Annotated in this window: 17 protein-coding genes and 3 tRNA genes; 10 read left to right on the forward strand and 10 right to left on the reverse strand. The window is 52.1% G+C overall.

Annotation, left to right across the window (positions count from 1 at the left end):
- Positions 1 to 11 precede the first annotated feature (11 nt).
- The 3 genes from EZJ44_RS07485 to EZJ44_RS07495 all read right to left on the reverse strand — a co-directional run bounded on the left by EZJ44_RS07485 (position 12) and on the right by EZJ44_RS07495 (position 4,089).
- Positions 12 to 2,654 (reverse strand): DEAD/DEAH box helicase, encoded by a 2,643-nt coding sequence (locus tag EZJ44_RS07485; RefSeq protein WP_241658644.1) that lies wholly within the window; start codon positions 2,652 to 2,654, stop codon positions 12 to 14.
- A 219-nt stretch (positions 2,655 to 2,873) separates the two neighbouring features.
- Positions 2,874 to 2,948: transfer RNA gene (locus tag EZJ44_RS07490), tRNA-His, on the reverse strand.
- A 211-nt stretch (positions 2,949 to 3,159) separates the two neighbouring features.
- A complete protein-coding gene (locus EZJ44_RS07495; protein ID WP_131281943.1) occupies positions 3,160 to 4,089 on the reverse strand; it encodes an ATP-grasp domain-containing protein in 930 nt (309 codons plus the stop codon).
- Between the two features lie 202 nt (positions 4,090 to 4,291).
- Between EZJ44_RS07495 and EZJ44_RS07500 the strand changes: the two genes are divergently transcribed.
- Positions 4,292 to 4,364: transfer RNA gene (locus EZJ44_RS07500), tRNA-Lys, on the forward strand.
- Positions 4,365 to 4,632: 268 nt separating this feature from the next.
- On the opposite strand, the gene orn is transcribed toward EZJ44_RS07500, so the two are convergent.
- Together orn and EZJ44_RS07510 are read right to left on the reverse strand one after the other, a co-directional pair.
- Positions 4,633 to 5,292, reverse strand: a complete 660-nt coding sequence (gene orn / locus EZJ44_RS07505; protein WP_277751404.1) for an oligoribonuclease — start codon at positions 5,290 to 5,292, stop codon at positions 4,633 to 4,635.
- A gap of 66 nt (positions 5,293 to 5,358) precedes the next feature.
- Positions 5,359 to 5,431 (reverse strand) — tRNA-Arg (locus EZJ44_RS07510).
- A gap of 314 nt (positions 5,432 to 5,745) precedes the next feature.
- On the opposite strand from EZJ44_RS07510, the gene EZJ44_RS07515 reads away from it, so the two are divergent.
- From EZJ44_RS07515 to EZJ44_RS07535, 5 genes are all read left to right on the forward strand, one after another.
- Positions 5,746 to 7,302: a GTPase gene (locus EZJ44_RS07515; protein WP_165496147.1), complete on the forward strand. Its 1,557-nt coding sequence runs from the start codon at positions 5,746 to 5,748 to the stop codon at positions 7,300 to 7,302.
- Between the two features lie 8 nt (positions 7,303 to 7,310).
- Positions 7,311 to 8,816: a GTPase gene (locus EZJ44_RS07520; RefSeq protein ID WP_165496148.1), complete on the forward strand. Its 1,506-nt coding sequence runs from the start codon at positions 7,311 to 7,313 to the stop codon at positions 8,814 to 8,816.
- A 227-nt stretch (positions 8,817 to 9,043) separates the two neighbouring features.
- A complete protein-coding gene (locus EZJ44_RS07525; protein WP_131281949.1) occupies positions 9,044 to 9,631 on the forward strand; it encodes a single-stranded DNA-binding protein in 588 nt (195 codons plus the stop codon).
- 155 nt (positions 9,632 to 9,786) lie between these two features.
- Positions 9,787 to 11,469: an energy-dependent translational throttle protein EttA gene (gene ettA, locus EZJ44_RS07530; protein WP_131281951.1), complete on the forward strand. Its 1,683-nt coding sequence runs from the start codon at positions 9,787 to 9,789 to the stop codon at positions 11,467 to 11,469.
- Positions 11,470 to 11,525: 56 nt separating this feature from the next.
- Complete coding sequence (locus EZJ44_RS07535; protein ID WP_131281953.1) at positions 11,526 to 11,726, forward strand: hypothetical protein; 201 nt, start codon at positions 11,526 to 11,528, stop codon at positions 11,724 to 11,726.
- A 92-nt stretch (positions 11,727 to 11,818) separates the two neighbouring features.
- Here the strand turns inward: EZJ44_RS07535 and EZJ44_RS07540 are convergent, their stop codons facing one another.
- Positions 11,819 to 12,730 (reverse strand): acyl-CoA thioesterase, encoded by a 912-nt coding sequence (locus tag EZJ44_RS07540; protein WP_131281955.1) that lies wholly within the window; start codon positions 12,728 to 12,730, stop codon positions 11,819 to 11,821.
- 185 nt (positions 12,731 to 12,915) lie between these two features.
- Between EZJ44_RS07540 and malQ the strand changes: the two genes are divergently transcribed.
- The gene (malQ, locus tag EZJ44_RS07545) at positions 12,916 to 15,081 is read left to right on the forward strand and encodes a 4-alpha-glucanotransferase (protein ID WP_131281957.1); all 2,166 of its coding nucleotides are present in this window, start codon (positions 12,916 to 12,918) and stop codon (positions 15,079 to 15,081) included.
- Between the two features lie 30 nt (positions 15,082 to 15,111).
- The gene (locus EZJ44_RS07550) at positions 15,112 to 15,375 is read left to right on the forward strand and encodes a hypothetical protein (protein WP_131281959.1); all 264 of its coding nucleotides are present in this window, start codon (positions 15,112 to 15,114) and stop codon (positions 15,373 to 15,375) included.
- Between the two features lie 179 nt (positions 15,376 to 15,554).
- On the opposite strand, the gene pepN is transcribed toward EZJ44_RS07550, so the two are convergent.
- Positions 15,555 to 18,104: an aminopeptidase N gene (pepN, locus tag EZJ44_RS07555; RefSeq protein ID WP_131281961.1), complete on the reverse strand. Its 2,550-nt coding sequence runs from the start codon at positions 18,102 to 18,104 to the stop codon at positions 15,555 to 15,557.
- A gap of 182 nt (positions 18,105 to 18,286) precedes the next feature.
- Between pepN and EZJ44_RS07560 the strand changes: the two genes are divergently transcribed.
- Positions 18,287 to 18,886 carry a mycothiol-dependent nitroreductase Rv2466c family protein gene (locus tag EZJ44_RS07560; protein WP_131281963.1) on the forward strand — a complete coding sequence of 200 codons (600 nt, stop codon included), beginning with the start codon at positions 18,287 to 18,289 and terminating at the stop codon, positions 18,884 to 18,886.
- A gap of 178 nt (positions 18,887 to 19,064) precedes the next feature.
- Here the strand turns inward: EZJ44_RS07560 and EZJ44_RS07565 are convergent, their stop codons facing one another.
- Positions 19,065 to 21,068, reverse strand: coding sequence for a M13 family metallopeptidase (locus EZJ44_RS07565; RefSeq protein WP_131281965.1), 2,004 nt, complete (start codon positions 21,066 to 21,068; stop codon positions 19,065 to 19,067).
- Between the two features lie 62 nt (positions 21,069 to 21,130).
- On the opposite strand from EZJ44_RS07565, the gene EZJ44_RS07570 reads away from it, so the two are divergent.
- Positions 21,131 to 21,580, forward strand: coding sequence for a ribose-5-phosphate isomerase (locus tag EZJ44_RS07570; protein ID WP_131281967.1), 450 nt, complete (start codon positions 21,131 to 21,133; stop codon positions 21,578 to 21,580).
- A 192-nt stretch (positions 21,581 to 21,772) separates the two neighbouring features.
- On the opposite strand, the gene epsC is transcribed toward EZJ44_RS07570, so the two are convergent.
- Positions 21,773 to 22,342, reverse strand: coding sequence for a serine O-acetyltransferase EpsC (gene epsC / locus EZJ44_RS07575; RefSeq protein ID WP_131281969.1), 570 nt, complete (start codon positions 22,340 to 22,342; stop codon positions 21,773 to 21,775).
- Between the two features lie 29 nt (positions 22,343 to 22,371).
- The gene (gene cysK, locus EZJ44_RS07580; RefSeq protein ID WP_131281971.1) at positions 22,372 to 23,304 is read right to left on the reverse strand and encodes a cysteine synthase A; all 933 of its coding nucleotides are present in this window, start codon (positions 23,302 to 23,304) and stop codon (positions 22,372 to 22,374) included.
- Positions 23,305 to 23,379 lie beyond the last annotated feature (75 nt).

Below are 23,379 nucleotides of genomic sequence, written 5' to 3' on the forward strand. Positions count from 1 at the left end.
GTGGTCCGTGCCTAGCGTGGGCCAACGTTAATGATGCGTAGTTCGAGGGCATCACGTTCGTCGCACTTATCGAGATCGATGATTGCCCAGATTGCCCAAGCGAGATCGTCATTGCCGTCGTCGATTATTTGGATCGCAAGCCACAAGCGACCCGGTAGGTGAGCTTCGAGAACCTCGCTAGCAAATTCCTCGTCGGCGCCAGCTTGGATCAAGTCGGCTAGGGAAGGATCCTCGAGAATCTGGAAGAACTGTTCAGAACGTGCTTTCGTGTCTGTGCCCACGTAGTTATATTCGTCAAAATAGGCATCAGCGGCGTCAGCCCAACGCTCGTAACCCCAGTGTGTGCCAGCATCTAACTCGGCGAGGAAATCGAAGTCTTCACGGTCAAAGGCACTCACTGCACTGAAAAGTGTATTTCGAATTGCCGTGCGAAGTGCGTGTTTATTGCGGGTGAATAGTACGTGACCATTTTCGTCTGCGCCGAACGCTCCCTCTTCGCCGTCGCTCGAATCGTTAGCCTCAAGCATCGCCAACTCTTGGGTAGTGATGCGGCCATCGGCGAGGGCTTCCCACTCGTCGAGCAAAGAAGAATCGATGGAACGCACCAAACGCCCGAGCCAGGAGATGATTTCTGCAAGCTCATCGGTGCGAGCGTCGAGAGGGATGATCTGGCGCATAGCGCGGTAGGTATCGGTGAGATACCGGAGTAATACCCCCTCTGATCTGGATAAATCATAGCGGGAGACGAATTCTGAGAACGTCATCGCGTCCTCAATCATCGCTCGCACAATAGACTTCGGACTCAGATCATGACTCTTTACCCAAGGATTGGTCTGTGCGTAAATCTCCAGCGCCGGTTGTAGTAAATCCGCTAACGGCATCGGCCACGTGACTTCATCGGTGAGCTGCATACGCTCGTTATACTCCACTCCTTGTGCTTTGAGCTTGCCAATCAATTCGCCTTTCAATACCTTTTTCTGGGCAATGAGCACGGCTGTAGGTTCTTCTTGGACGGCCTCAATCACCGAGACGACGTCGAGTGCGTAAGTTGGCGAAAGAGGGTCAAGGAGCTCTAAGGCACTCAGCGCAAAAGGAGATAAAGGTGCATTGAGTGCGAAATCGGAAGGAACTTCTTTCGCAAAGCGCAGTGCTGGTTCGCCTGGATGAGCGGCCCGCCACTGCCGATTTTCGTGCACGATTACGCCTGCTAGTCGTAACGAGCTGTAAATCTCTATTGCCTGACGAATGAGCTGGTTATGCGCGGTTTTCGGCTCGTGATTGGCGGTGAGCAGGTGAGTTGCTGCGGCCACTGGATCAGGGCGTTGCATGAGGTTGAGGATTGTTGCATGGTTGATGCGTAGTTGTGAACGCAGTGTTTCAGGTTTTTTCTCACGCAACTGTTCGAATGTTTTCTCTGACCACTGGAGCTTTCCCTCCTCCGGCTTCACTTTCTGCACACGCTTTTGCTTGAGCGGATCATCGCCTGCCTTGCGGATGCGACGGGCGTTCTCAATCTCATGTTCGGGCGCCTGCACCACCACGTAACCGACGGTGTCGAAACCTGCGCGGCCAGCGCGACCAGCAATTTGATGGAATTCGCGGGCAGTGAGGTGTCGCATTTTATTGCCGTCAAATTTTGCCAGCGAGGTGATGAGTACCGTGCGAATAGGCACGTTGATACCGACGCCGAGAGTATCAGTTCCACACACTACGCTCAGTAGACCTTGCTGCGTGAGTTTTTCAACAAGGCGGCGGTATCGTGGCAAAAGCCCTGCATGGTGAACTCCTATGCCGGAGCGGAGAAGTTTAGAAAGTACCTGGCCAAAGCCTGCACCAAATTTGAAGTTTCCCAAAGCTTGAGCAATTTTGGCATTTTGTTCTTTCGAAATTAGCGACATCGGAAGCAATGATTGCGCTTGGGCAACAGCTTCTCGCTGCGAAAAATGGACCACGTACACCGGCGCCATATGCGTTGCCACCAGATCTTGAATAACTTCGTGTATCGGATCCACAGACCACGTAAAATGCAATGGAACTGGGCGCACGGCGTCGTCCACCACGCTTACGCTGCGATTGGTGCGTTTTTCGAGATCTTCGACGAAAAAGCTCGTGTCGCCGAGGGTCGCAGAGAGCAAGATGTGCTGCGCTTGTGGTAGCTCTAAGAGCGGAACCTGCCATGCCCACCCGCGCTGTGGATCGGCGTAGAAGTGGAATTCGTCCATGACGACGACGCCTACATCTGCGCTTTCTCCCTCACGGAGCGCGATATTTGCCAAGATTTCGGCTGTTGCGCAGATGATCGGTGCGTCGGCGTTGATAGAAGAGTCACCAGTGACCATTCCGACGTTTTGAGCGTCGAAAAGATCAATGAGATCGAAGAACTTTTCCGAAACGAGAGCTTTGAGCGGCGCAGTGTAATAGGCTGTGCGGCCGGTGGCGAGCGCAGCGAAGAGCGCTTGCATCGCTATCAAGGATTTTCCCGATCCGGTGGGCGTGGCAACGATGACGTGTTCGCCGCTGACGATAGCTAAAAGAGCTTCCTCTTGATGAGGATACATCGTCTTTCCAGTGGAATTTACCCAGGTGGTGAAAGCCTCAAGAATGGCATCGGGTTGTGGAATTATTCCGTGGCTATCCTCGAGTGCGTCGAGAATGACGTTGAGTGCTGCAGACGTAGGTGCAGGCTTCGACGAGGGCGAAGAGGTGCAGAAATTTGGATTTTCGGAGTAACTAGCCACAGATCAAGTTTACCTGTTTAGGCGGTTTCATTGTTGATGGCTTGGATTTGAGGGGCGATTTTCGCAACTACTGTACATGAGTTCCTCGGGCAAGAAATGAAAAACACCAGCTCCACGGGGACGCTGATGTTTTATTGGGGTGGCTAACGGGGATTGAACCCGCGACCCCCTGGACCACAACCAGGTGCTCTACCGCTGAGCTATAGCCACCATGTGTGCTTTCGCAACGAATAAAAACTATATCAAGTATTTGTGTCGAGGGAATAATTTCCGCTCCGTGATCAGTGTCACCACTGGTAGTTGCTGAGAACTGAAGTTGTGAACTTATGCGGTAGTCGCGCACGTATTTGGCTTCTATGGCCACGTTTGAAATCGTGCGCGACTACAGCAATCAACGTATTTGCTCAGCTGATTATCTGTTTTACCAAGAAATGCGTGTTTGGATTGCGTCTGCGAAACGACCGACAAGATCGTCGTCGGAACCTAGATAAAGTGAGCCGTCAATCAGTGAAACTTCCATCACGTAGAACTCTGAATCTGATTGTTCGTCGCCACGCACAATGTCAACGCGATTGAAAAGCAAAAGCTCATCACGGCCGGTTACGTCTTTGATGTATCCATGCAAGGCCTTGCGGATTTGTTCGCCCCAACGCCAGGTTTCTTCAGAGGCGTCGGCAAGATGTGCGACTTCGTCGACTACGTGTGAGTCCTTGGCGGAGCGGAAACGTGGGTGGAGCATTGGCTCCTTTTCTACCTGGTATGAAGCCAATCCGTTGAGGTAGATAAGCGAAGTCTCGCCTTGACGGTCGATGACGTCCAAGTATCGCTGCACCATAACTGAGCGTCCCTCGGAAAGTTCATACATGGCGTGGTCTATCGCCTCAGAGCGGGATGCAGCGTCTGTAGAGGTGTAACGGCCGGTGCCACGACCGCCCGATGACACGGTCGGTTTGACAACAAAATCGCCAGAAGCTGGGAAACGCGAATGTATCTGTTGCTTACTGAGGTTTTGTTCCGGTTCAAGCCAGATTGTTGGAATGGTTGGAAGGCCGCGCTTGGCAAGGCTTTGGAGATAGTGCTTGTCAGTGTTCCAAGCCATCGTTTCAGCTGAATTGAGGATGCGTGGTACCGATCGCGCCCAATCGATGAATTTCTGCCGGTTCAGGGCGTAATCGCGCACTGAGCGCACGACGACGACGCCGGCGTCGTCCCAATTGACGCTTGGGTCGTCCCAAACGGCAATGCGTGGTTCAATTCCGCGCTCGCGTAGAGCGTCGGGCAAACCTTGTTCGTCTGGATCAAGATTGGGGAACTGTGAGCTCGTTGCGAGCGTAACGATAGGTGTAGACACGCTTTTCCTCTTCAAGATAGCTTTTGAATATGGAATTCGACTTTAGTTTATCGGTCTGAGATATAAAATGCGATGTGACGCTGACTTTTGGGAAAATGGTAATTCTTCATGCACGAGAGTCGTTGTGCCTGAGGTCACAGGCTTGATTGATGGAGTTAGCTTGCAAATTTTCTGCTTGGTTCGCTAAGCTATAACACGTTGCGCACCGCTAGCTCAACTGGCAGAGCATCTGACTCTTAATCAGAGGGTTCTGGGTTCGAGTCCCAGGCGGTGTACGAAACCAAAAGGCTCGTCGAAAGACGAGCCTTTTGCGTTGTCTTGAGCTTGCAGAACGCTCGGCCGAGCTTGGGTGCTGCGTTCGTCCGTTCGCCCTAATCGGCCGTTTTACGACGACGCGCATGCAAGCTGCGTCTGTAAACTAGGCGCATCAACAAGCGATTTGGTGGGCAGCCACGCCCATACAAGCGCGGTAGCCCACCAAAAAATCACCCAGCTAGCGCTTGCATAAGCTCCTAAGTACACGGCCTAAGTTTCAAACTTGCATCAGTTCTTAAGTTTTTCGTGTGCGCGTTGTGCACGATCGGCAGTTAAATCTTTAGTGATTTCTGCTGCTAGTGCGCGCGCTTCCTCGGAAGTCGGCCCTTCACCGTGGGGTAAGAGCACTGAACGGTAGTAACGCATCTCATCGATAGAATCGTAAATATCTCCCAATGCGCGGTGATTTCCAGTCTTTTCTGGGGAGGCAAAGTATGTGCGTGGGAACCAACGTTTTGCGAGTTCCTTGATGGATGACACATCGACTACTCGGTAGTGAAGATGATCCACGAGCTCAGGCATGTCGCGGGCCAAGAAGGTGCGGTCCGTGCCAACGGAATTGCCTCCCAGCGGGGCTTTTCCGGCATCCGGAACAAAACGCTTTATATAGGCAAGAGTCTGTGCCTGGGCTTCTTCCATGCTCAAGCCCTCGTCCCACTCGTCAATTAGACCAGTAGTGGTATGCATGTTACGAACAAAAGGATTCATATGTTCAACGGCTGCTTGGGACGGGCGAATGACGAGGTCAAGGCCAGTGTCGAGCGGATTGAGTTCCGCATCGGTAACCACGACGGCGATTTCAACGAGAGCATCGACGTCGAGGTCGAGACCGGTCATTTCACAGTCGATCCAAACAATAGGCGTATTTTGCGCAGAAAAATTACTCACCGAACTAGCCTATCAAATCGGCAAATAAGAATCTCCCACCGAAAAGCTATTTCGGTGGGAGATAAGCGCCCCCAGCGGGACTCGAACCCACAACCTACAGATTAGAAGTCTGGTGCTCTATCCATTGAGCTATGGAGGCAAGGACGAAATCCATCACTAATTTACCGTTTTTGCCGGCAAACCGCTAACTAGGTGTGTTGTGCGTGTGGTTATCTGGCTAATGCCGAATCTTTCTCCCAAAAACCCAAGGTCGTAAGAAACCGCGCTTACGCAACAGGCTGCGCGTACGACGTCGTCATACTGAGCCTAATCCGAAACAAACGCGACGATGCGTTGGGCGTACGAAACACCTAGCGGAACATATCAGAAAAATCGCAACATACTAGGTAAATTCGCGCCGTAAAGATGGCCGATGAGAAACATAATCCACGAAAATGGGGTACAAATAGAAGAGTGAGTAATGTTCCTATTGATCGCGCTGAATTGGCCCATCTCGTGCGTCGCACTTTGCAGGTTTTGCGGGCAACTAATTTGCCGCTCGATTTGCCTGGCACATACGAGATCGAAGCTGCACGTCAAAAATTAATCACGCAGCTGGAAGCTCGGATTTTACCGCATCTTGAATCGTCAAATCTGCCTGCAATTATTGTGTTGGGTGGCTCTTCGGGCGCTGGAAAATCGACGATCGTCAATTCGTTGGTTGGGGCAGAGGTGACGGAGGCGTCGGTGCTGCGGCCAACGACGCGAGTTCCGGTTGCGCTCATTCATCCGAGCGATGCTTCGGTTATGGACACTCACATTCTTAAGAGTTTTAGCACCTATAAGGTAAGCGAACACGCGTTGCCAGGAATCGTGGTTATAGATGCGCCCGATTTGGACTCAGTAGAGGACGCCAATCGCGAGCTTTCAAACCGTTTGCTAGATTCTGCTGATTTGTGGTTATTTGTGACGACGGCGGCACGTTACGGCGATGCACTCGCGTGGGCGATTCTCGATATGGCGCATAAACGCGGCTTGACATGCGGTGTTGTGCTCAACCGAGTTTCCGAACGCGCTATGAAGCCTGTGCGTGGTGACCTCGCGCAACGTATGGTCGCCTTGGGTCTTGAAGACAGCCCTCTCTTTATTATTCCTGATCAAGGGCCAATGGTGGGAATGCTGCCACCAGCGACGGTGTCGGAACTGCGAGCATGGCTTGTTGCAATTGCCAAATCTCGGATGGGAAACACGCTAGTTGATCGCACAACCGCCGCAACGTTGCCGATCTTACGTGCAGATTTGCTCAATCTTGCTGACGTGGTGGAGATGCAGGAAAATGCTATCGTCGATTTGAAAGATAAAGCGGTTGAAGGGGCGCAGGCGCCAATCGAGAAATTAGCAACTAATATTTCGGCGGGGCGATTTGGTCAGGGCGCACCAACAACGGCATGGTTGTCGCTTGCGTCAACTGGCGGTCCGCTATCCTCGCTCATCTCTGGCAAAAAGCCGAGCATATTTCAAAAGCGCACCGAAGCGCGCGATAATGCCGCAACGACTCTTTTTGACTCAGTGCTCACCTCGGCACAGGTCGCATTGACGCAAGGCTTAGTAGCCTCGGAAAACGCTATCAACGACGCGTGGCGCAACGACGTCGTCGATACCCGCGATTTTCTTGCTGCCGCACAGGAAAAACTCAATCGTGAAGCAATCGTGCAAGACGCCCTCGCTCAGTGGAAGACGCAACTTGCTGCACTCGGTAAAACGGCACCGCAAAATGCGTGGTTTGGGCCGGCAGGAAATGCGGCGATAATCGGATCTGCCGCTGGAGGCATTGCGGGCGCGATGAAGGTGGCAGTATCGCTCGGTATGGAAAAGAGTGCGTGGGAAGCGCGTGCGATACTTGCAAAAGTCGTGCGAGAAGCATTGGATTCACTGGTAGCTGTATATACTTCGCCACTTGACGAACTCAATTTTGGCGATAGTACAGTATTGCGCTTGCGTGCCGGCGAGTTATTGAATTATGTGAAGTGAGGGATCTCGTGAAAGAAAATATTGCGCGCGGTGAGCATTCGGCGTCGGCCGCTGGCGGAGACGACGACGTGAGAGTCACCGCCGGAGACGACGATGCGAGAGTCAAACATCGGTTAGCCGCGCTCACTGAAGCGCTTGACGCTTGTGAAAACTACGTAAATCTCGCCGTAATCCAGCGTGCACGACAAGATCTTGCTCAGGTGCGTGAACGGACCGAATTTGGTGCGGGTATAACGGTTGCGGCGCTGGTGGGAGGTACTGGATCGGGGAAGTCTACGCTGTTCAATGCGATAACTGGCTTCGATTTTGCTGATGCCGGCGAACTGCGTCCCACCACTGAACGTGCTACGGCGTGTACATGGGGGATCGATACTACAACTTTGCTGGACTACCTTGGTGTGGAGCCAAGCAGGCGCATTAGTCATAATTCCGTGCTCGTTGACGACTCAGAGTTGAACGGGCTAGTGCTCCTCGATTTGCCGGATCACGATTCAATCCGCGTGGCACATTCGATGCTGGTAGGAAAGCTAATCCCTATGATTGACGTGCTGGTGTGGGTGCTTGATCCGCAGAAATATGCCGACCAAATTTTGCACCAGCAGTATCTCGAAAATCTGCGTCAGCGAAGCGATTCGATGATCGTGGTGCTCAACCATATTGATACCGTGCCGAGTGAGCGCGTTGCTGATTTGCTCCAAGATTTGCGTGCATTATTGCGCAAGGATGGCTTAGGAGATGTGCCGGTATATCCGGTTTCAGCTTTGCATAGGATCGGGCTAGAACCCGTCCATCAGGAGTTTGAGAAAGCGGTGCAGGCGAGCTCACTGGCAGCGCAAACAGCATTGAGCGAGATCGATGCTATTTCACAGCGTGTTGCTCGTTACTTGGCGCCGAAGGAGCCCGAGCTGGAAGGGCAGGCTTTCGAGGAGATCGTCGACCGGGTTGTCCGGGCTTCGGGTGTGCCCGCCGTCGTCGCCTCAATCGCCGACGCCGGTGGGAAAGTGACGAACACGGCGCTCGTTGCGCCCGACCAGCCTTCACATACGATGATCGTGGCGATCAGAGATGCATGGACGAATTATGTAAGCGAAGCATTGCCACCGGAATGGCGCGAAGCGGTAGTAGCGAATGTGTCTGGGGCCGAACGACTACGGCGTTCTGTGGGCCATGCGTTGAAGGAAGTCGCGTTGCCCAAGATTTCAAGAACTTCGCTGTGGCTTGCGATGTTTTTCGCGTTTATGCTGGTGACGGCGGGCTGTATCGGCGTTGCAGTGGGCTTTCCTTCCGCTGAGGTTCCGGTACGTGTGGGCATGGGTGCCGGGGGAGTCGCTATTGCTTTAGCAGTGTGGTGGCTCGCACGCAATTGGCATAAGCGCTCCGTAGTGCGAGCATCGCAGCAGTATGCACAAGCTGTACATCGTGGAATTGAACAGATACTGCGCGAACAATTGGTTTCTGGACCGTATGAAGTAGTTTCTCAGCACCGGCGTGCACGGGAAATGTTGGAAGCGTAACTGGCTGCGGTTCGTAGTTGGTTGTAGATCGTGGCGTAGTTGGCTTGGCTGCATTTCGTAACTGGCTGCATTTCGTAACTGTCGCGGTTGTGCGAAGGACTTGATAAAGGTGGTTGTCCACAATCGCGCGAAGTGCGTTGGCTTTCCACAGATATTTTTGGCTTGCTGAATCAGGAAAAAGTTTGGTTGAGACTTGACGTGTCAGTTCCAATTTTTAAGGAGAAGATATGTCGAACGAAACTACAATCTCAGTGCGCGGATGGGCGGGAAATGATCCGATCATCTACTCAAATTCGGATTCGCCCGATGGAAATCAAACCAAGATCTCAACGGTAGTAGTAAACGTGGGGGTTACGGCGCGTATTTTCAGTCGTAAATCTGGACAGTTCGAGGACGGTAACACCACGTGGTATTCGGTCCGCTGCTATGGATCACTTGCCCGAAATGTGTCAATGTGCGTGCATAAAGGAACTCCATTGCTGGTGAGGGGTCGGCTTGTGACTCGATCTTATGTGGATAAAGAAGGCTCTACACGCACGTCGAATATCATCATGGCAGATTCAATCGGCATTGATCTCAACAATGGGATAGCTTCATTTGTGAAGGCATCGCATGCGGCACTGCCTGAGGTGGACGGCGAAGCGAATAAGTGGGAAGTTGGGCGCGTGCACAATAGCGACGAATACATTTCCATGAGCGAAATCTCTGTTGACGACGCCGAAACGGATGAGCTGCATGAACAGAGGTCCGAGCAGGAGCATGAGTGCATCGGCGATAACGTCGATCCGGCAGGTGTTCTCGTCGGGGTGAGCTAAGCAGCTGTTCGTTTACTGATGAATTGAAGCTCATAGAGATGCAAGGCAGTATTGGCTTAGTGATCTATGAGCTTTAATTCAAGACTCGTTTTCGCTAGGCTTGACTATGGAAAATTCTGCAATTTGCATGACACGTCAAGAGATGATGAGGAAACGTGGCTGAATATATTTACTCCATGGTTCGGGCTCGTAAGACCATTGGTGACAAGGTAATCCTGAACGATGTAACGATGGCCTTCTTACCTGGTGCCAAGATTGGTATGGTGGGTCCGAATGGCGCTGGAAAATCGACAATTTTGAAGATTATGGCGGGCTTGGATGAGCCTTCGAATGGTGAGGCAAGGCTGTCGCCAGGCTATTCGGTGGGAATCTTGTTGCAAGAGCCACCACTCAATGAGTCCAAAACGGTACTTGAAAACGTTCAAGAAGCTGCCGGCGAGATGTTTGCCAAGGTTGAGCGATTCAATCAGATCGGCCTTGAAATGGCTGAGCCAGATGCCGATTTTGATGCATTGATGGAAGAGATGGGCAAGCTCCAAACAGAGATCGATGCGGCAAATGCGTGGGATCTTGATGCACAGTTGGCGCAGGCGATGGACGCACTACGCTGCCCACCGCCGGACGCGCCAGTGAATGTGCTTTCGGGTGGCGAACGACGTCGTGTTGCCTTGTGTAAGCTGCTGCTCGAGGCACCGGATTTGCTGCTGCTCGACGAACCGACCAACCACCTTGACGCCGAGTCGGTGGAATGGCTTGAGCAGCATCTGGCCAAATATCCTGGTGCCGTAATCGCCGTGACACACGATCGCTATTTCTTGGATCACGTTGCTGAATGGATTGCAGAAGTTGATCGTGGTCAGCTCTATCCTTATGAGGGGAACTACTCCACTTACTTGGAGAAGAAGCAAGATCGCTTGCAAATCCAAGGCAAGAAGGATGCCAAGTTGCAAAAGCGCTTGAAGGAAGAACTCGAATGGGTACGTTCCTCCGCTAAGGGGCGCCAAGCCAAGTCGAAAGCACGTTTGGCGCGCTATGAAGAAATGGCTGCCGAGGCTGAGCGCACACGCAAGCTTGACTTCGAAGAAATCCAGATTCCACCAGGTCCACGCCTTGGAAATGTGGTGATTGAAGCCAGAGATTTGCTTAAGGGTTTTGGAGAGCGCACGCTCATCAAAGATCTTTCGTTCTCCCTCCCACGCAATGGCATTGTGGGTATCATCGGTCCAAATGGTGTGGGTAAAACTACGTTGTTCAAGACGATTGTTGGCCTCGAACCGCTTGATGGTGGCGATCTGAAAATCGGTGAGACGGTAAAGATTTCCTACGTGGATCAGAACCGTGCAGGCATCGACCCCAATAAGAACCTGTGGGAAGTTGTATCCGACGGCCTGGACTTCATCAAAGTCGGCAATGTCGAAATGCCTTCGCGTGCCTATGTTTCTGCCTTTGGCTTCAAAGGTGCAGATCAACAGAAGCTAGCTGGGGTGCTATCGGGAGGCGAGCGTAACCGTCTCAACTTGGCGCTTACGTTGAAACAGGGTGGAAACCTAATTCTGCTCGATGAACCAACCAACGATCTCGACGTCGAAACACTCGGATCACTGGAAAATGCCTTGCTTGAATTCCCTGGTTGTGCGGTTGTCATTACCCACGATCGCTGGTTCCTCGATCGCGTGGCAACCCATATTCTTGCATGGGAAGGCACAGAAGAAGAGCCATACAACTGGTACTGGTTCGAAGGTAACTTCGAATCTTATGAGAAGAACAAGGTTGAGCGGCTTGGTCCAGACGCTGCTCGCCCAAGTTCAATGGCATACCGGAAGCTAACTCGCGACTGAACGGTAGCGACTGAGCATTGTTGGCAAAATATTCTTAGTGTGGAGCGTGATTTGTGGTGCTTGTGTATAACATTGCCTCGTTTATCTTTATTGCTGGTGGAGCGGTATTTGCCCTGGCAATGATTGTGGCGATTGTGTATATGGTCAAACACTGGAACTCAGATCAAGTCCAAGATCTCGACGCGCCGGTTCGCACGTACCTCAAGGAATCGCCCGAAGATTTAGCCGAACGCTTTGTGCAGGGAAGTCAGCAATAGCGCCATATTGCACTAATCAGTGCGATAGGTAGTGGGGACAGTTCATCGATCTGAACTGTCCCCATACTTTCTACTACGGCAAGTTGGAATTGTTACTGCGGCAAATTGGGCAGGTTTCTGGTTCGCACCATGCCTTCTTGTGCCATAGTGGCGATGTGCTCACCGGCTTGGAAGAATTTGGCGATAGAGAGTCCGCGCCCGCCCTGAGCCGACGGGGAACTTAGTTCAGCGAGCACCCAATCAGACATGTCGACGTCGCGATGCCACCAGATTGCGTGGTCAAGAGTTGCTAGCGAGAGGTCTGGGTGCAACCAAGACATTCCGTGCATACGCAAAATTGGTTCGAGCATGAACTGGTCTGTGGCATAGGCAAGGATCGCGCGATGGAGTAATTGATCAGATTCGCGTGGCATCGGATTTCGGAGTTTGAACCACAAGAGCGTGGAATCGGTAGGGTGCTTTTGAGCGCGCGTCCAGATTGCACCATCGACATGGCGCATATCAATGGCATTAGTTGAGCTCATGAACCGTGCGATGGGCAGATCAAGGGACGCGAAGAAATCCACCGAAGATTCTAATTCCTCTGGCGGCGGCGCAACCGGCATTGCTGATTGATGTTCGACGCCGGGCTGTTGCGCCTGGAATGAGGCGCGCGCACTAAAAATCGTTTGCCCGAACTGAGAAGCATAAATGCGTCGCGTTGAAAACGATCGACCATCAAGTACATCTTCGACATCAAAAGTGATTGGCTCATCTATCTGGCCAGGTCTTAAAAATGCAGCAGTGATTGAATGGATATTTCGCTCCGGCATTCCAGCGTCGATCAGACTCGATGCTGCAGCGACTACCGCTTGGGCAAAGACTTGACCTCCATAAACGCGACCAGAAAATTGCGGCAAGTTGTTTCCTTCGAAGGAATTACTCTCTTTTACCTTCATTCGAAGGGTGTTAAGAACAGCTGCCAAAGGCTCATCATTGGACGTTGGAATGGAAATCCTCATCATCTTCTCCTCCTCCTGCATGTATACCTCTACTCTATCCGCTTATGTGCACAGCGGAAAATGTGTTTCCAACTAGGTTTCAACACGCGGATTGAGTAAAATTATCAAGAGTTATTGTTGCGCCTTGCGGCCTGACTTCAACATATTTCCGACCCCGAGAATTTCGCCAGTGCAGCGAGGGAGCTTTGATGGTTTCGTATATTCATAACCGTGAGTTATTGGTTCAGCTGGCGCACGCCTACGGTGTTGCTACCGAGTTTTGGGGATACGACGGAAACTTGCGCCAGGTTGAGGATCATACCCTCATCGCAGTGCTCGAATCTATGGGGGTAACTGACCTAACTGATGCCACGCTCGAAGGCGAGCTAGAGCGGCGTCGAAACCGTGAATGGTACAGCGTTTTGCCTGCTTGCAGTGTGGTACGAAACGATCGTAGCACTCCTATCCACGTGCATATTCCGCACGGTTCCGAAGTGCGTGTTGAGCTGATATTGGAAGACGGCGGGCGGTTGGCTCTCAACCAGTGTGAGGATTTCACCGAGCCGCGTCATATCAACGGAGTTCTAACTGGTCAGGCAACTTTTAGTGTGCCCGAGGGAACTCAGCTCGGCTACCACACATTGCGTGCATTTGTTAATTCCGCTGTTATTTCCGCGCACGAACCTGGTGCAGGAAGTGCTGAATGCACTGAGTATGAAGCGAGTCTGATCGTTACGCCAAATCGCCTTCCCGAGGGTAAACGAGCATGGGGGCGGTCGTGGGGAATGATGGCTCAGCTCTATTCGGTGCGCTCGCAGCGTTCTTGGGGAATTGGTGACCTCGACGATCTGGCGGAAATGAGCTCAGCTTTCGGTGATTTAGGCGCGGATTTCTTGCTCATCAATCCATTGCATGCCGCTGAGGTTGTTGGCGACATGTCGCCGTCGCCCTATTTGCCTGCAACGCGACGGTTCTTCAACCCGATTTATATCAGGCCGGAAAATATTCTTGAAGTCGCTTATATGAGCGCACCGCAACGCTCTCTTGTGACCTGGGCTGGAGAGGAGATAAAGAAGACCTCTCTGGAAAATCAGCTCATTGATCGCAACAAGGTGTGGGAAGCCAAGCGCGAAGCACTTGAAGTAATTTTCCATGTGGAACGTTCGGAAGCTCGTCAGCGAGCCTTTGAGCGTTTTCGGCAAATTGAGGGCGAAGGGCTCGAGAATTTCGCCCTGTGGTGCGCGATAAATGAGGCACATGATGGTGTGATTCCCGAACGTTTGCGTGACATATCCTCGCCTTTTGTCGCTCAAGAACGCCTTCGTTTGGCAGAGCGTATCGATTTTTGGGCATGGCTTCAGTGGATTATGGACGAGCAACTTCGCACAGCACAATCGGTGGCGAAGTCGGCCGGTATGGAATATGGAATTTGCCATGACTTGGCGGTTGGCGTCCATCCGATGGGTGCAGATACGTGGACTATCCCGCACGCATTTGCCAAGAACGTGGGCGTAGGCGCACCCCCAGATATGTACAATCAGCAGGGGCAGAACTGGCATCAGCCACCGTGGCAGCCCACCGAATTGGAAGCAATGGAATACGCTCCATTGCGCGATATGGTTCGCACTGTATTGCGCCATGCGGGCGCATTGCGAATTGACCATGTAATGGGCTTGTTCCGGCTTTGGTGGATTCCGGCTGGTAATTCTCCTGTGGACGGCACCTATGTGCAATTTAACCATGAAGCTATGGTGGGTATTTTGCTGCTGGAAGCATACCGCAGTGGTGCCATTATCATTGGTGAAGATTTGGGCACTGTGGAGCCGTGGGTACGCGAGTATCTGACTGAGCGCGGTATTTTGGGTACCTCTGTGTTCTGGTTTGAAAAGGAAGACGACGGCGCCCCCAAGCAGGCGAGCGCTTACCGACGCGATGTACTTGTTACCGTAAATACTCATGATTTGCCACCGGCAGCTGGCTATCTAGCCGAGGAACATGTGGATCTACGCGCACGTCTGGGATTGTTGGAAGAGTCTGAAGAGCAGACGCGCCTCGAGGCGCGCCGCGAGCGCGGGCAAGTGCTAGATCGGCTTCGCGAATACGAATTATTGGGTGCGGATGCCTCTGAGCGAGAGATCGTTGAAGCATTGCACGGATATATCGCTCAAACTCCGGCTGCACTATTGGGTATTTCATTGACCGACGCCGTTGGCGAACGTCGCGCTCAAAACCAACCTGGTACTGATCGCGAGTATCCGAACTGGCGCATTCCTTTGGCAGATGGCACAGAGAAAGTTGTGCTTGTTGAGGAGCTGTCTACAAATCCACGCTTGCTTTCCTTGGTGCGGAGCTTTAAGAATAATCTTGGGCACTAAATTAGGTAATGCATAAATTAGGTGGCTTTGATGGCGCAAGCACATGAGGAACTAACCGCTAGCAGTATTATCACTGCATGTGGTGGGCTGGACAACCTTGCGAAGGTTGACGGTGCGATAAGCCGTATCGAAATTTCAGTTCATAACATTGCAGCTCTTGATATTGTGCGCCTCAGAGCGATGGCGTTGAGCCTTGTTATTCAACACAATAAGATCCAACTCATTCTTGGAGCTCAAGCGCAGCCGTTATTGCAAGAATTAGCGCTGATCGTCAATACTGAACCAGACGATTAATCTCTTGTTGGCTTAGCACAACTTGTTAAATTGACGTTCTCTCGAGCTTTGCCTGTTGGGAACGCTAATGTGTGCAAGCACAGAGAATTTTTGATAACGCACATAAGACTGGTGGGGTCGATTCGCGAATCGACCCCACCAGCTCTCAAAAGTTGCCTACTCCTTTAAGCCCGAGAGTTTTAACGCTGTGCGTCACATTCTTGGGCGGTGATGGCACGTCGAGCGCCATCAAGCGCTTCTGAGACGAGTCGAAGCATTGCAGGAGCTGCATCGGGATGCTCTGCAAGCCACGCCTGGCCATATTCGACGATGTCTACACCAAGATCGGTGCGACCAGCGAGTTTCGTGGGGAAGGAGTATGAAATCATATTTGAAGCGATTTCTTTTGTGCGCTCTGCCCACTGCTGTTCCACGCTAGCGAAATACTTCTCCACGAATGGTACGAGAAGCGCTGCATCGCCACCGGAGAAACCTAAAGCTAATCCGCGCTGTAAAGAGTTTGGAACTTCGCCGCCTGTGAGATCGTCCCAAGCGCGTTGTTTGGCTGCCGGATCAGCAATAGCTGCCCGTGCCCGCGCAGCAGCAACGGCGCCCGACGCCGTATTGTCGCGTTCGGAACGCTCGCGCTCGACGTCGTCCTCCGATACCTGACCAGCAGCTGCTAAGCGCTGCAACACGGACCAGCGCATAGCGTTGTCCATCACGAGACCTTGGGGCACATCGACTCCTTCAAGCCACCCTGCGATGGTTTTGAGCTGGTCGTCGGTATGAGCCAAGGCTACAGCCGAGGTTGTGATCTGCAGCTGGCGATCCGATCCAGGTTCGGTATTAGCAGCAATCTCCGCGAGGCGTGTTGCCACGTCGAGTTGCAGCTCAGAACGCGTAGCTGGTGCTGAGTAAAGATTTGTGGCAGTGGCTAACTGATTGAGGATCGTGCGTAGCACAGTGCCGTGATCTTCTGTCTCCAAAGCAGTGAGAATGAGGTGTGCGAAGTCCGTAGCTGGCATTTCGCCGTCGCGGCACATATCCCACGCTGAGAAAAGCACGAGCGTGCGGGTGAGGCGGTCGGTGAACAAATTGATGTTCTGCACAGCATTTCGTAGCGATACTTCATCAAGCCGGACCTTGGCATACGCGAAATCGCCGTCGTTGATAAGGATTAGTTCAGGGCGCTCAATGCCTGCAAATTCCTTAACCTCAGTGAGTTCACCAGCGATGTCCAGTTCAGCGTGCGCAACCTTCTGGTAACGTCCGTCAACAATGTTGTATCCTCCCACGCAAATTCGGTGGGGACGCAACGAGGACCTACCATCGGATTCTTGTCGGATTGAGAACGAAACGAGCTTACCGCCGTCGTCCACAATTTCTGGTTTGAGAATATTGATACCTGATTCTTCGAGCCAGAGTCGGGACCATTCGTGCAGGTCGCGGCCAGATGCGGCCTCAAGTTCAACCAGCAAATCGTTGAGCGTGGCATTTCCCCACGCTTTCTTGGCGAGATATTTCTGAACGCCAGTGATAAAACCATCCCAGCCAACGTATGCTACGAGCTGCTGGAATACGGATGCGCCCTTGCCGTAAGTGATTCCGTCAAAGTTGACCATCACATCTTCAAGATCGCGGATATCAGCAGCGATCGGGTGAGTTGACGGAAGCTGATCTTGGGCCTGCGCCCAAGACTTTTCGGAAGAATTGAACGTAACCCAAGCGTCCGTCCAGCGGGTGGTTTGCGCCGTCGCCACATGGCTCATGTATTCAGCGAAAGACTCATTAAGCCACAAGTCATCCCACCATTTCATGGTGACGAGATCGCCAAACCACATATGCGCTAGCTCGTGTAATACGGTGACGGCACGTCGTTCCACGATAGCTTCAGATGGGCGGGAGCGGAATACGTAATCATCGAGGATCGTCACGCAGCCTGGATGCTCCATCGCGCCTGCGTTATATTCGGGCACGAAGATCTGATCGTATTTGCGGAACGGATATGGCTGAGCGAATGCCTCTTCGAAGAAAGGCATTCCCGCTTTGGTAATCTCGATGATTTCTTCGCCATCAAGGTATTCGTACAAAGATTCGCGCACATAAACACCCATAGGAATTGTGCGTCCATCAACTGAGGTGTATTCGCCTTCCACGCCCTTATATGGACCAGCAACGATGCAGGTCAGGTAGGATGAAATCGTTTCAGTAGGTGTGAATTCCCACGTTGCAGTGCCATCGCCATGCGACGTTGGTTCTGGGGTGGGCGAGACAGAAAAGACGTTCCAGTGTTCAGGTGCAGTGACCACAAAAGTGAAGTTTGCTTTCAGATCCGGCTGTTCGAATACCGCAAACATGCGGCGCGAATCTGGTACTTCGAACTGGGAGTATAGATAAGCTTGATCGTCAGCGGGGTCGATCGCGCGGTGAAGGCCCTCGCCAGTATGAGAATACTTGCAGGTAGCCTCAACAATAAGCTCGTTAGTCTCTGCAAGATTCGCAAGCGGAATGCGGGAATCGGCATAGCTAGAAACTGGCAGTTCAACGCCATTCAAAGAAATGTGTTCAATTGATTCGGCAATGAGATCAACGAAGGATGAACACCCCGCTTTGGCACCAAAATTGATCGTGGATCGGGAGGTAAAAGTATCACTTCCCGTGAGATTGAGTTCCACTAGGTATGAGTGAGTCTGGATAAGTTCGGCGCGCTCGGCTGCCTCAACCCGAGTAAGGTTTTCTCCTGGCACGTTTTTCCTCTCGTTGCATGGGCATTTTCCACTCTTAAGCCTAGCTCAATCGTGAATTTGTGCGAAGTTGGTGAGGCGATTGGAAAATCGATTGTGCCATACTGAATGTGTGATCAGGTATTAGTTGTCATACATGCTGATTCGCATGTTTTGAGAATTGAGAAGTGAAGAATTGAGGAAAGATGGCCGAGCGCGTTGAATTTTGGTTCGATCCAGCCTGCCCGTGGACGTGGATTACCTCTCGTTGGCTCGTTGAAGTTTCGCAATTGCGAAATCTGGAGATTGAGTGGAATCCATTCCGGTTGTGGCATCTCAATGAAGGAAAAGACATCCCGGCTGACTATCGTGAACATCTCGCGCAAGTTAAACTCGGCGCGCAGGTAACTGCGGGGGTGCATCACTTAATTCCTAACCAACTCGGTGATTTCTACACGGCTCTGGGAAAACGCTTTTTCAACGAAGGTGCTGAGAAAGGCGAAGCCACTATCGCTGCCGCGCTCGCTGAATGCAATCTGGATCAAGGCATTCTTGAGCGCGCGAAGGAGGGCGAATTTGATCGGCATGGAGATGAATCGACTGATCGGGCGCTCGCGCTGGTAGGTCAAGACGTCGGAGTGCCTATTATCGCAGTTGATGGCGTTGCATTCTTCGGTCCAGTTTTGTCTCCCGCTCCTCATGGCGACGACGCCGTCAAGCTCTGGGATGGAACACTCGCCTTGGCGCGGGTGCCTGGTTTCTTTGAATTAAAGCGGACGCGTACTACTGGTCCAGTGTTTGACTGAGTAACAAGCGCACAATCTGCGCGGTATTGAAGCGCGGTATTGAGCTGTATTTAAACCGAGTAGTATCCGCCTGACCGGCCGAGTATTTGTCTAGAGATGGGGTGTGGGTGGCGCTGTACAATCGTGACAGCGCCACCCACACCCCATCAGCACAGCTCAGCCATGCATGAATGAGTCGTTACCAGATTCGAACTCGATCTTCGGGAGCCAAGTACAAAGCATCACCTTCACGAACATCAAATTCTTCGGCAAAGGCATCCACATTCTTGATTACTCCATTGCAGCGGAATTCAGCAGGGGAGTGTGGATCGGTGGCCACGCTTTGAACCATAGCCTCGTTGCGTCGCTTTTCTTGCCAAATCCGGGCAAATGCCAGCAGAACTCGTTGAATACCGTTGTAGCCCTCGATTTCCGGCACAGCGGCAGCAGAGTCGAAGCCAGCACGTTTCATCGCAATATTGTATGCCTTGAGAGCGATAGTTAAGCCGCCGAGATCACCAATATTCTCACCAAGCGTGAGTTCTCCTTGCACATGGAAAGGCGAATCTGGTGCAAACTGAGCAGGCACATAAGCTTCATACTGATCAACTAGAGCCTTAGTGCGCTTCTCAAACTCTTCGCGGTCTTGCTCCGTCCACCAATTGTTCAGCTTGCCTTCGCCGTCGTACTTCGAACCTTGGTCGTCGAAACCGTGACCGATTTCGTGACCGATCACAGCGCCAATTCCACCGTAATTCCACGCCGCGTCAGCGTTCGGATCAAAGAAAGGTGGTTGCAGAATTGCAGCTGGGAACACAATTTCGTTCGCCACTGGGTTGTAATAGGCATTCACAGTTTGCGGGTACATATGCCATTCGCCGCGATCTACATCTTTGCCCAGTTTTTCGATGTGGTGCCAATGCTCAAATTCCGCTGCGTGGCGCATATTGCCAACGAGATCATCGGCGGTGATCACGAGCTCAGAGTAATCACGCCATTTGTCCGGGTAGCCGATCTTGGTTACGAAAGTGGCAAGCTTGGCGAGCGCCTTCGCTTTCGTTTCCTCAGTCATCCAGTCCAAATCGGTGATGGATTCCTTGTATGCTGCGAGCAGATCATCCACAAGTTGTTCCATTTGAGCTTTGTACTCTGGCGGGAAGTGGCGAGCTACGAACTCTTTGCCAACAGCCTCGCCAAGCACTGCATCTACCAGTTGAACTCCACGCTTCCAGCGCTCGCGAATCTCTTCCTGACCACTGAGAACTTGTCCGTAGAAACTGAAATTTGCCTGTACGATTGCGCTAGACAAGTAAGGAGCACGGGCGCGAATCACGAGCCAGCGTAGATAATCGCGCAGAGCTTCCAGATCGGCATCGTTCCACGTTTGCGCGAAACCGGTAAGTGCCCGCGGAGTGTAGATCAACAGCTCAGGGGCTTTCTCTGCCGTTAAGCCGAGCACTTCGAATGCCGCATTCCACTCAAAGCCAGGCGCTGAGGCGATAAATTCATCAATGCTCATCACATTGTTGGTCTTTTCGGCATCACGTGCTTCTACTGCGGTGAAATGCGACGACGCAATTTTAGTTTCGATATCAATGATGCGCTGAGCAGCTAATTGCGCCTGCTCGTCGTCATGCTCAAGAGCGAGCGAATAGAGAGTAGGAACAAACTCTTTATATGCTTCGAGCAATTCAGCGTATTCGGGGGAGCGGTAGAACGATTCGTCCGGCAGACCGATTCCGGACTGGAAAATCCACGTGATGTACTCTGAGGGATTATTTCGATCAGCCTCAATGGTAATTCCGAATGGCATATCGACGCCGGTAACGCCTAGGCGCGCGACTGCCACGGCTAGCTCCGCTTTGTCTTGTGCGCTAGCGATCAGTTCGAGATCGTGAAGTAACGGACCCGCGCCGAGCCCTTCAATTCTGGCTTCGTCCATAAACGACGAGAAAAGATCAGCGATCTTTTGTGCGTCGTCGCTCTTCGCTTCGCCGTCAGTAAGCTCATCAATAATAGCTTTGACGCGCGCTTCAGAGGCGTTTCGTAGATCAATAAAAGTGCCGGTAGAAGCCTGGTCGGCTGGGATTTCAGCAACTTCAAGCCAAGCGCCGTTCACGTGGCGATAAAGATCGTCTTGAGGGCGAATATCTTGGTTGAGCTTTGCGACAACTTCGCTGGTTACGGTATCAGTTTGAATCATAAATAAATTGTAGCTGGTGAATTCGCTCGAATCTTCCCCCGCTTGTTAGTTATGCTGAGAGCATGCGAGTACATATAGCAACTGACCATGCAGGTTTTGAATTGAAAAATCATCTCGTGGAGCACCTTTCGGCGCAAGGCCATGAGGTAATTGACCACGGTTATCACGAATACGACAAACTTGATGCATACCCTCCGGTATGTTTCGAGTGCGCTCAAGCTGTTGTGTCCGACGCTGGTTCCCTCGGTATCGTTATCGGCGGTTCTGGTAACGGCGAACAAATTGCTGCCAATAAGGTTGTGGGAGTTCGGGCTGCACTGGCATGGAATGAGTCCACTGCTGAGCTAGCACGTGAGCACAATAACGCCAACGTTATTTCGATTGGAGCACGTCAGCATACGATTGAGGAAGCTACTCGGCTCGTCGAGATCTTCCTCAACACGGGTTACGATGTTGAATCTCGCCATCAGTCGCGTATCGACATGATTGCAGATTTTGAAAAGCAGCGCTAAGTAGCAGATAGTCAGCGCTAATCCTCAATCGACGTAAACGGTAGGTCGTTACCGAGGTAGGTCGCAAGGTCTCGAACAAAGCATACCCAAGAACAACCTCCGCGGTAGCAAACCAAGAATTACCAAGAATAGGTATGTGGCTGAGCCAGTCAATGTACTGGCTCAGCCACATACCTATTCAATACCCGATTATCAGATGTATATTGCCGGATCGATATTAATCTCGTGGCGATTGGTAGCTCGATTTTGTGCCGGCACACCCACGGCTACCATGCCTGCTGGCACATCTTTAACGACGACGGCATTCGCGCCGATCTGAACGTCGTCGCCCACCGTAATTGGACCGAGAACTTTAGCTCCTGAACCAATCGTCACGCGATTGCCAATCGTTGGATGACGTTTGCCCTTCTTCATCGACGTGCCACCCAAAGTGGTGCCGTGAAAAATGGTCACGTCTTCACCGACTTCGGCAGTTTCGCCGATCACAACACCCATTCCGTGGTCAATGAAAAGTCGTCTGCCAAGTTTAGCCGCAGGATGAATTTCAATACCTGTTACTGCCCGGGCGATCTGGGAGAGAACTCGGGCAGGCAGGCGCAGTAGCAGGCTTTTTACCCACATTCGGTGTGCGAGCCGATGCACCCAAAGCGCATGCACGCCAGGGTAGACGAGGGCGACTTCAAGGGCGCTACGTGCGGCTGGATCGTGATTTACCGCAGCTTGTAGATCCTCAATGAGTTGTTCTTTGAACGTAATATGCATGCTTAGAGCCTATATCCGTTTAGCTTCGCTTATTCCGTGAGACCTTCGAAAAGTGCTGTGGAAACGTACCGTTCTCCGAAATCAGGAATGACTGTCACGATAGTTTTATTCGCATTTTCTGGGCGTTCAGCGAGCTGGATGGCTGCCCATAACGCGGCGCCGCCTGAGAATCCTGCTAAGATTCCCTCTTCGTGTGCGGCACGACGGGCTGTTTCGAGTGCGTCGTCGAACGTTACGGTCACGACGTCGTCATACACGTTGCGATCAAGTACCTCCGGAACGAAATTCGCACCGATACCTTGGATCTTGTGTGGTCCTGCTTTACCCTGCGAGAGCAGTGGTGAATCGCTCGGTTCAACAGCCACGATCTTGATATTCGGATTCTTTTCGCGCAGGTAGTGACCCGTTCCGGTAAGTGTGCCTCCCGTGCCAACTCCAGCTACGAAGATGTCTACCTGACCATCGGTATCGTTCCATATTTCCGGGCCAGTGGTGCGCTCGTGAATGAGCGGGTTAGCAGTGTTAGCAAATTGCGAAGCTAAGATGGCTTGCGGATTTTCTGCCACGATCTCTTTGGCGCGATCCACCGCACCTTGCATACCTTTGGCGGGCTCGGTGAGTACGAGCTCAGCTCCGAAGCCGCGCAGGAGGGCACGGCGCTCTTGCGACATCGACGCCGGCATTGTGAGAACCACTTTATAGCCGCGCGCTGCGCCAACCCACGCGAGGGCGATGCCGGTATTTCCTGAGGTTGCTTCCACGATCATGCCGCCAGGTTGGAGCTGACCTGAGGCTTCGGCAGCATCTACAATAGCTACGCCAATTCGGTCTTTTACTGAGTTGGCAGGATTGTAAAATTCGAGCTTAGCGAGGATATTTGCCTTGGTATGTGAGCTGAGACGGTTGATACGAACGAGTGGAGTGTTACCGGTAAGTTCGGTCATTGAATTAAAAATAGTCATTGAAAATAGCTTTCTACTGTTACTGATATTCCGATGGGGAGCTTAGACACAAGGGGCCCAGCATAAGCAGTGAGC

This window comes from Arcanobacterium bovis (assembly GCF_004331995.1).
In the GTDB taxonomy this organism is placed as follows: Bacteria; Actinomycetota; Actinomycetes; order Actinomycetales; family Actinomycetaceae; genus Arcanobacterium_A; species Arcanobacterium_A bovis.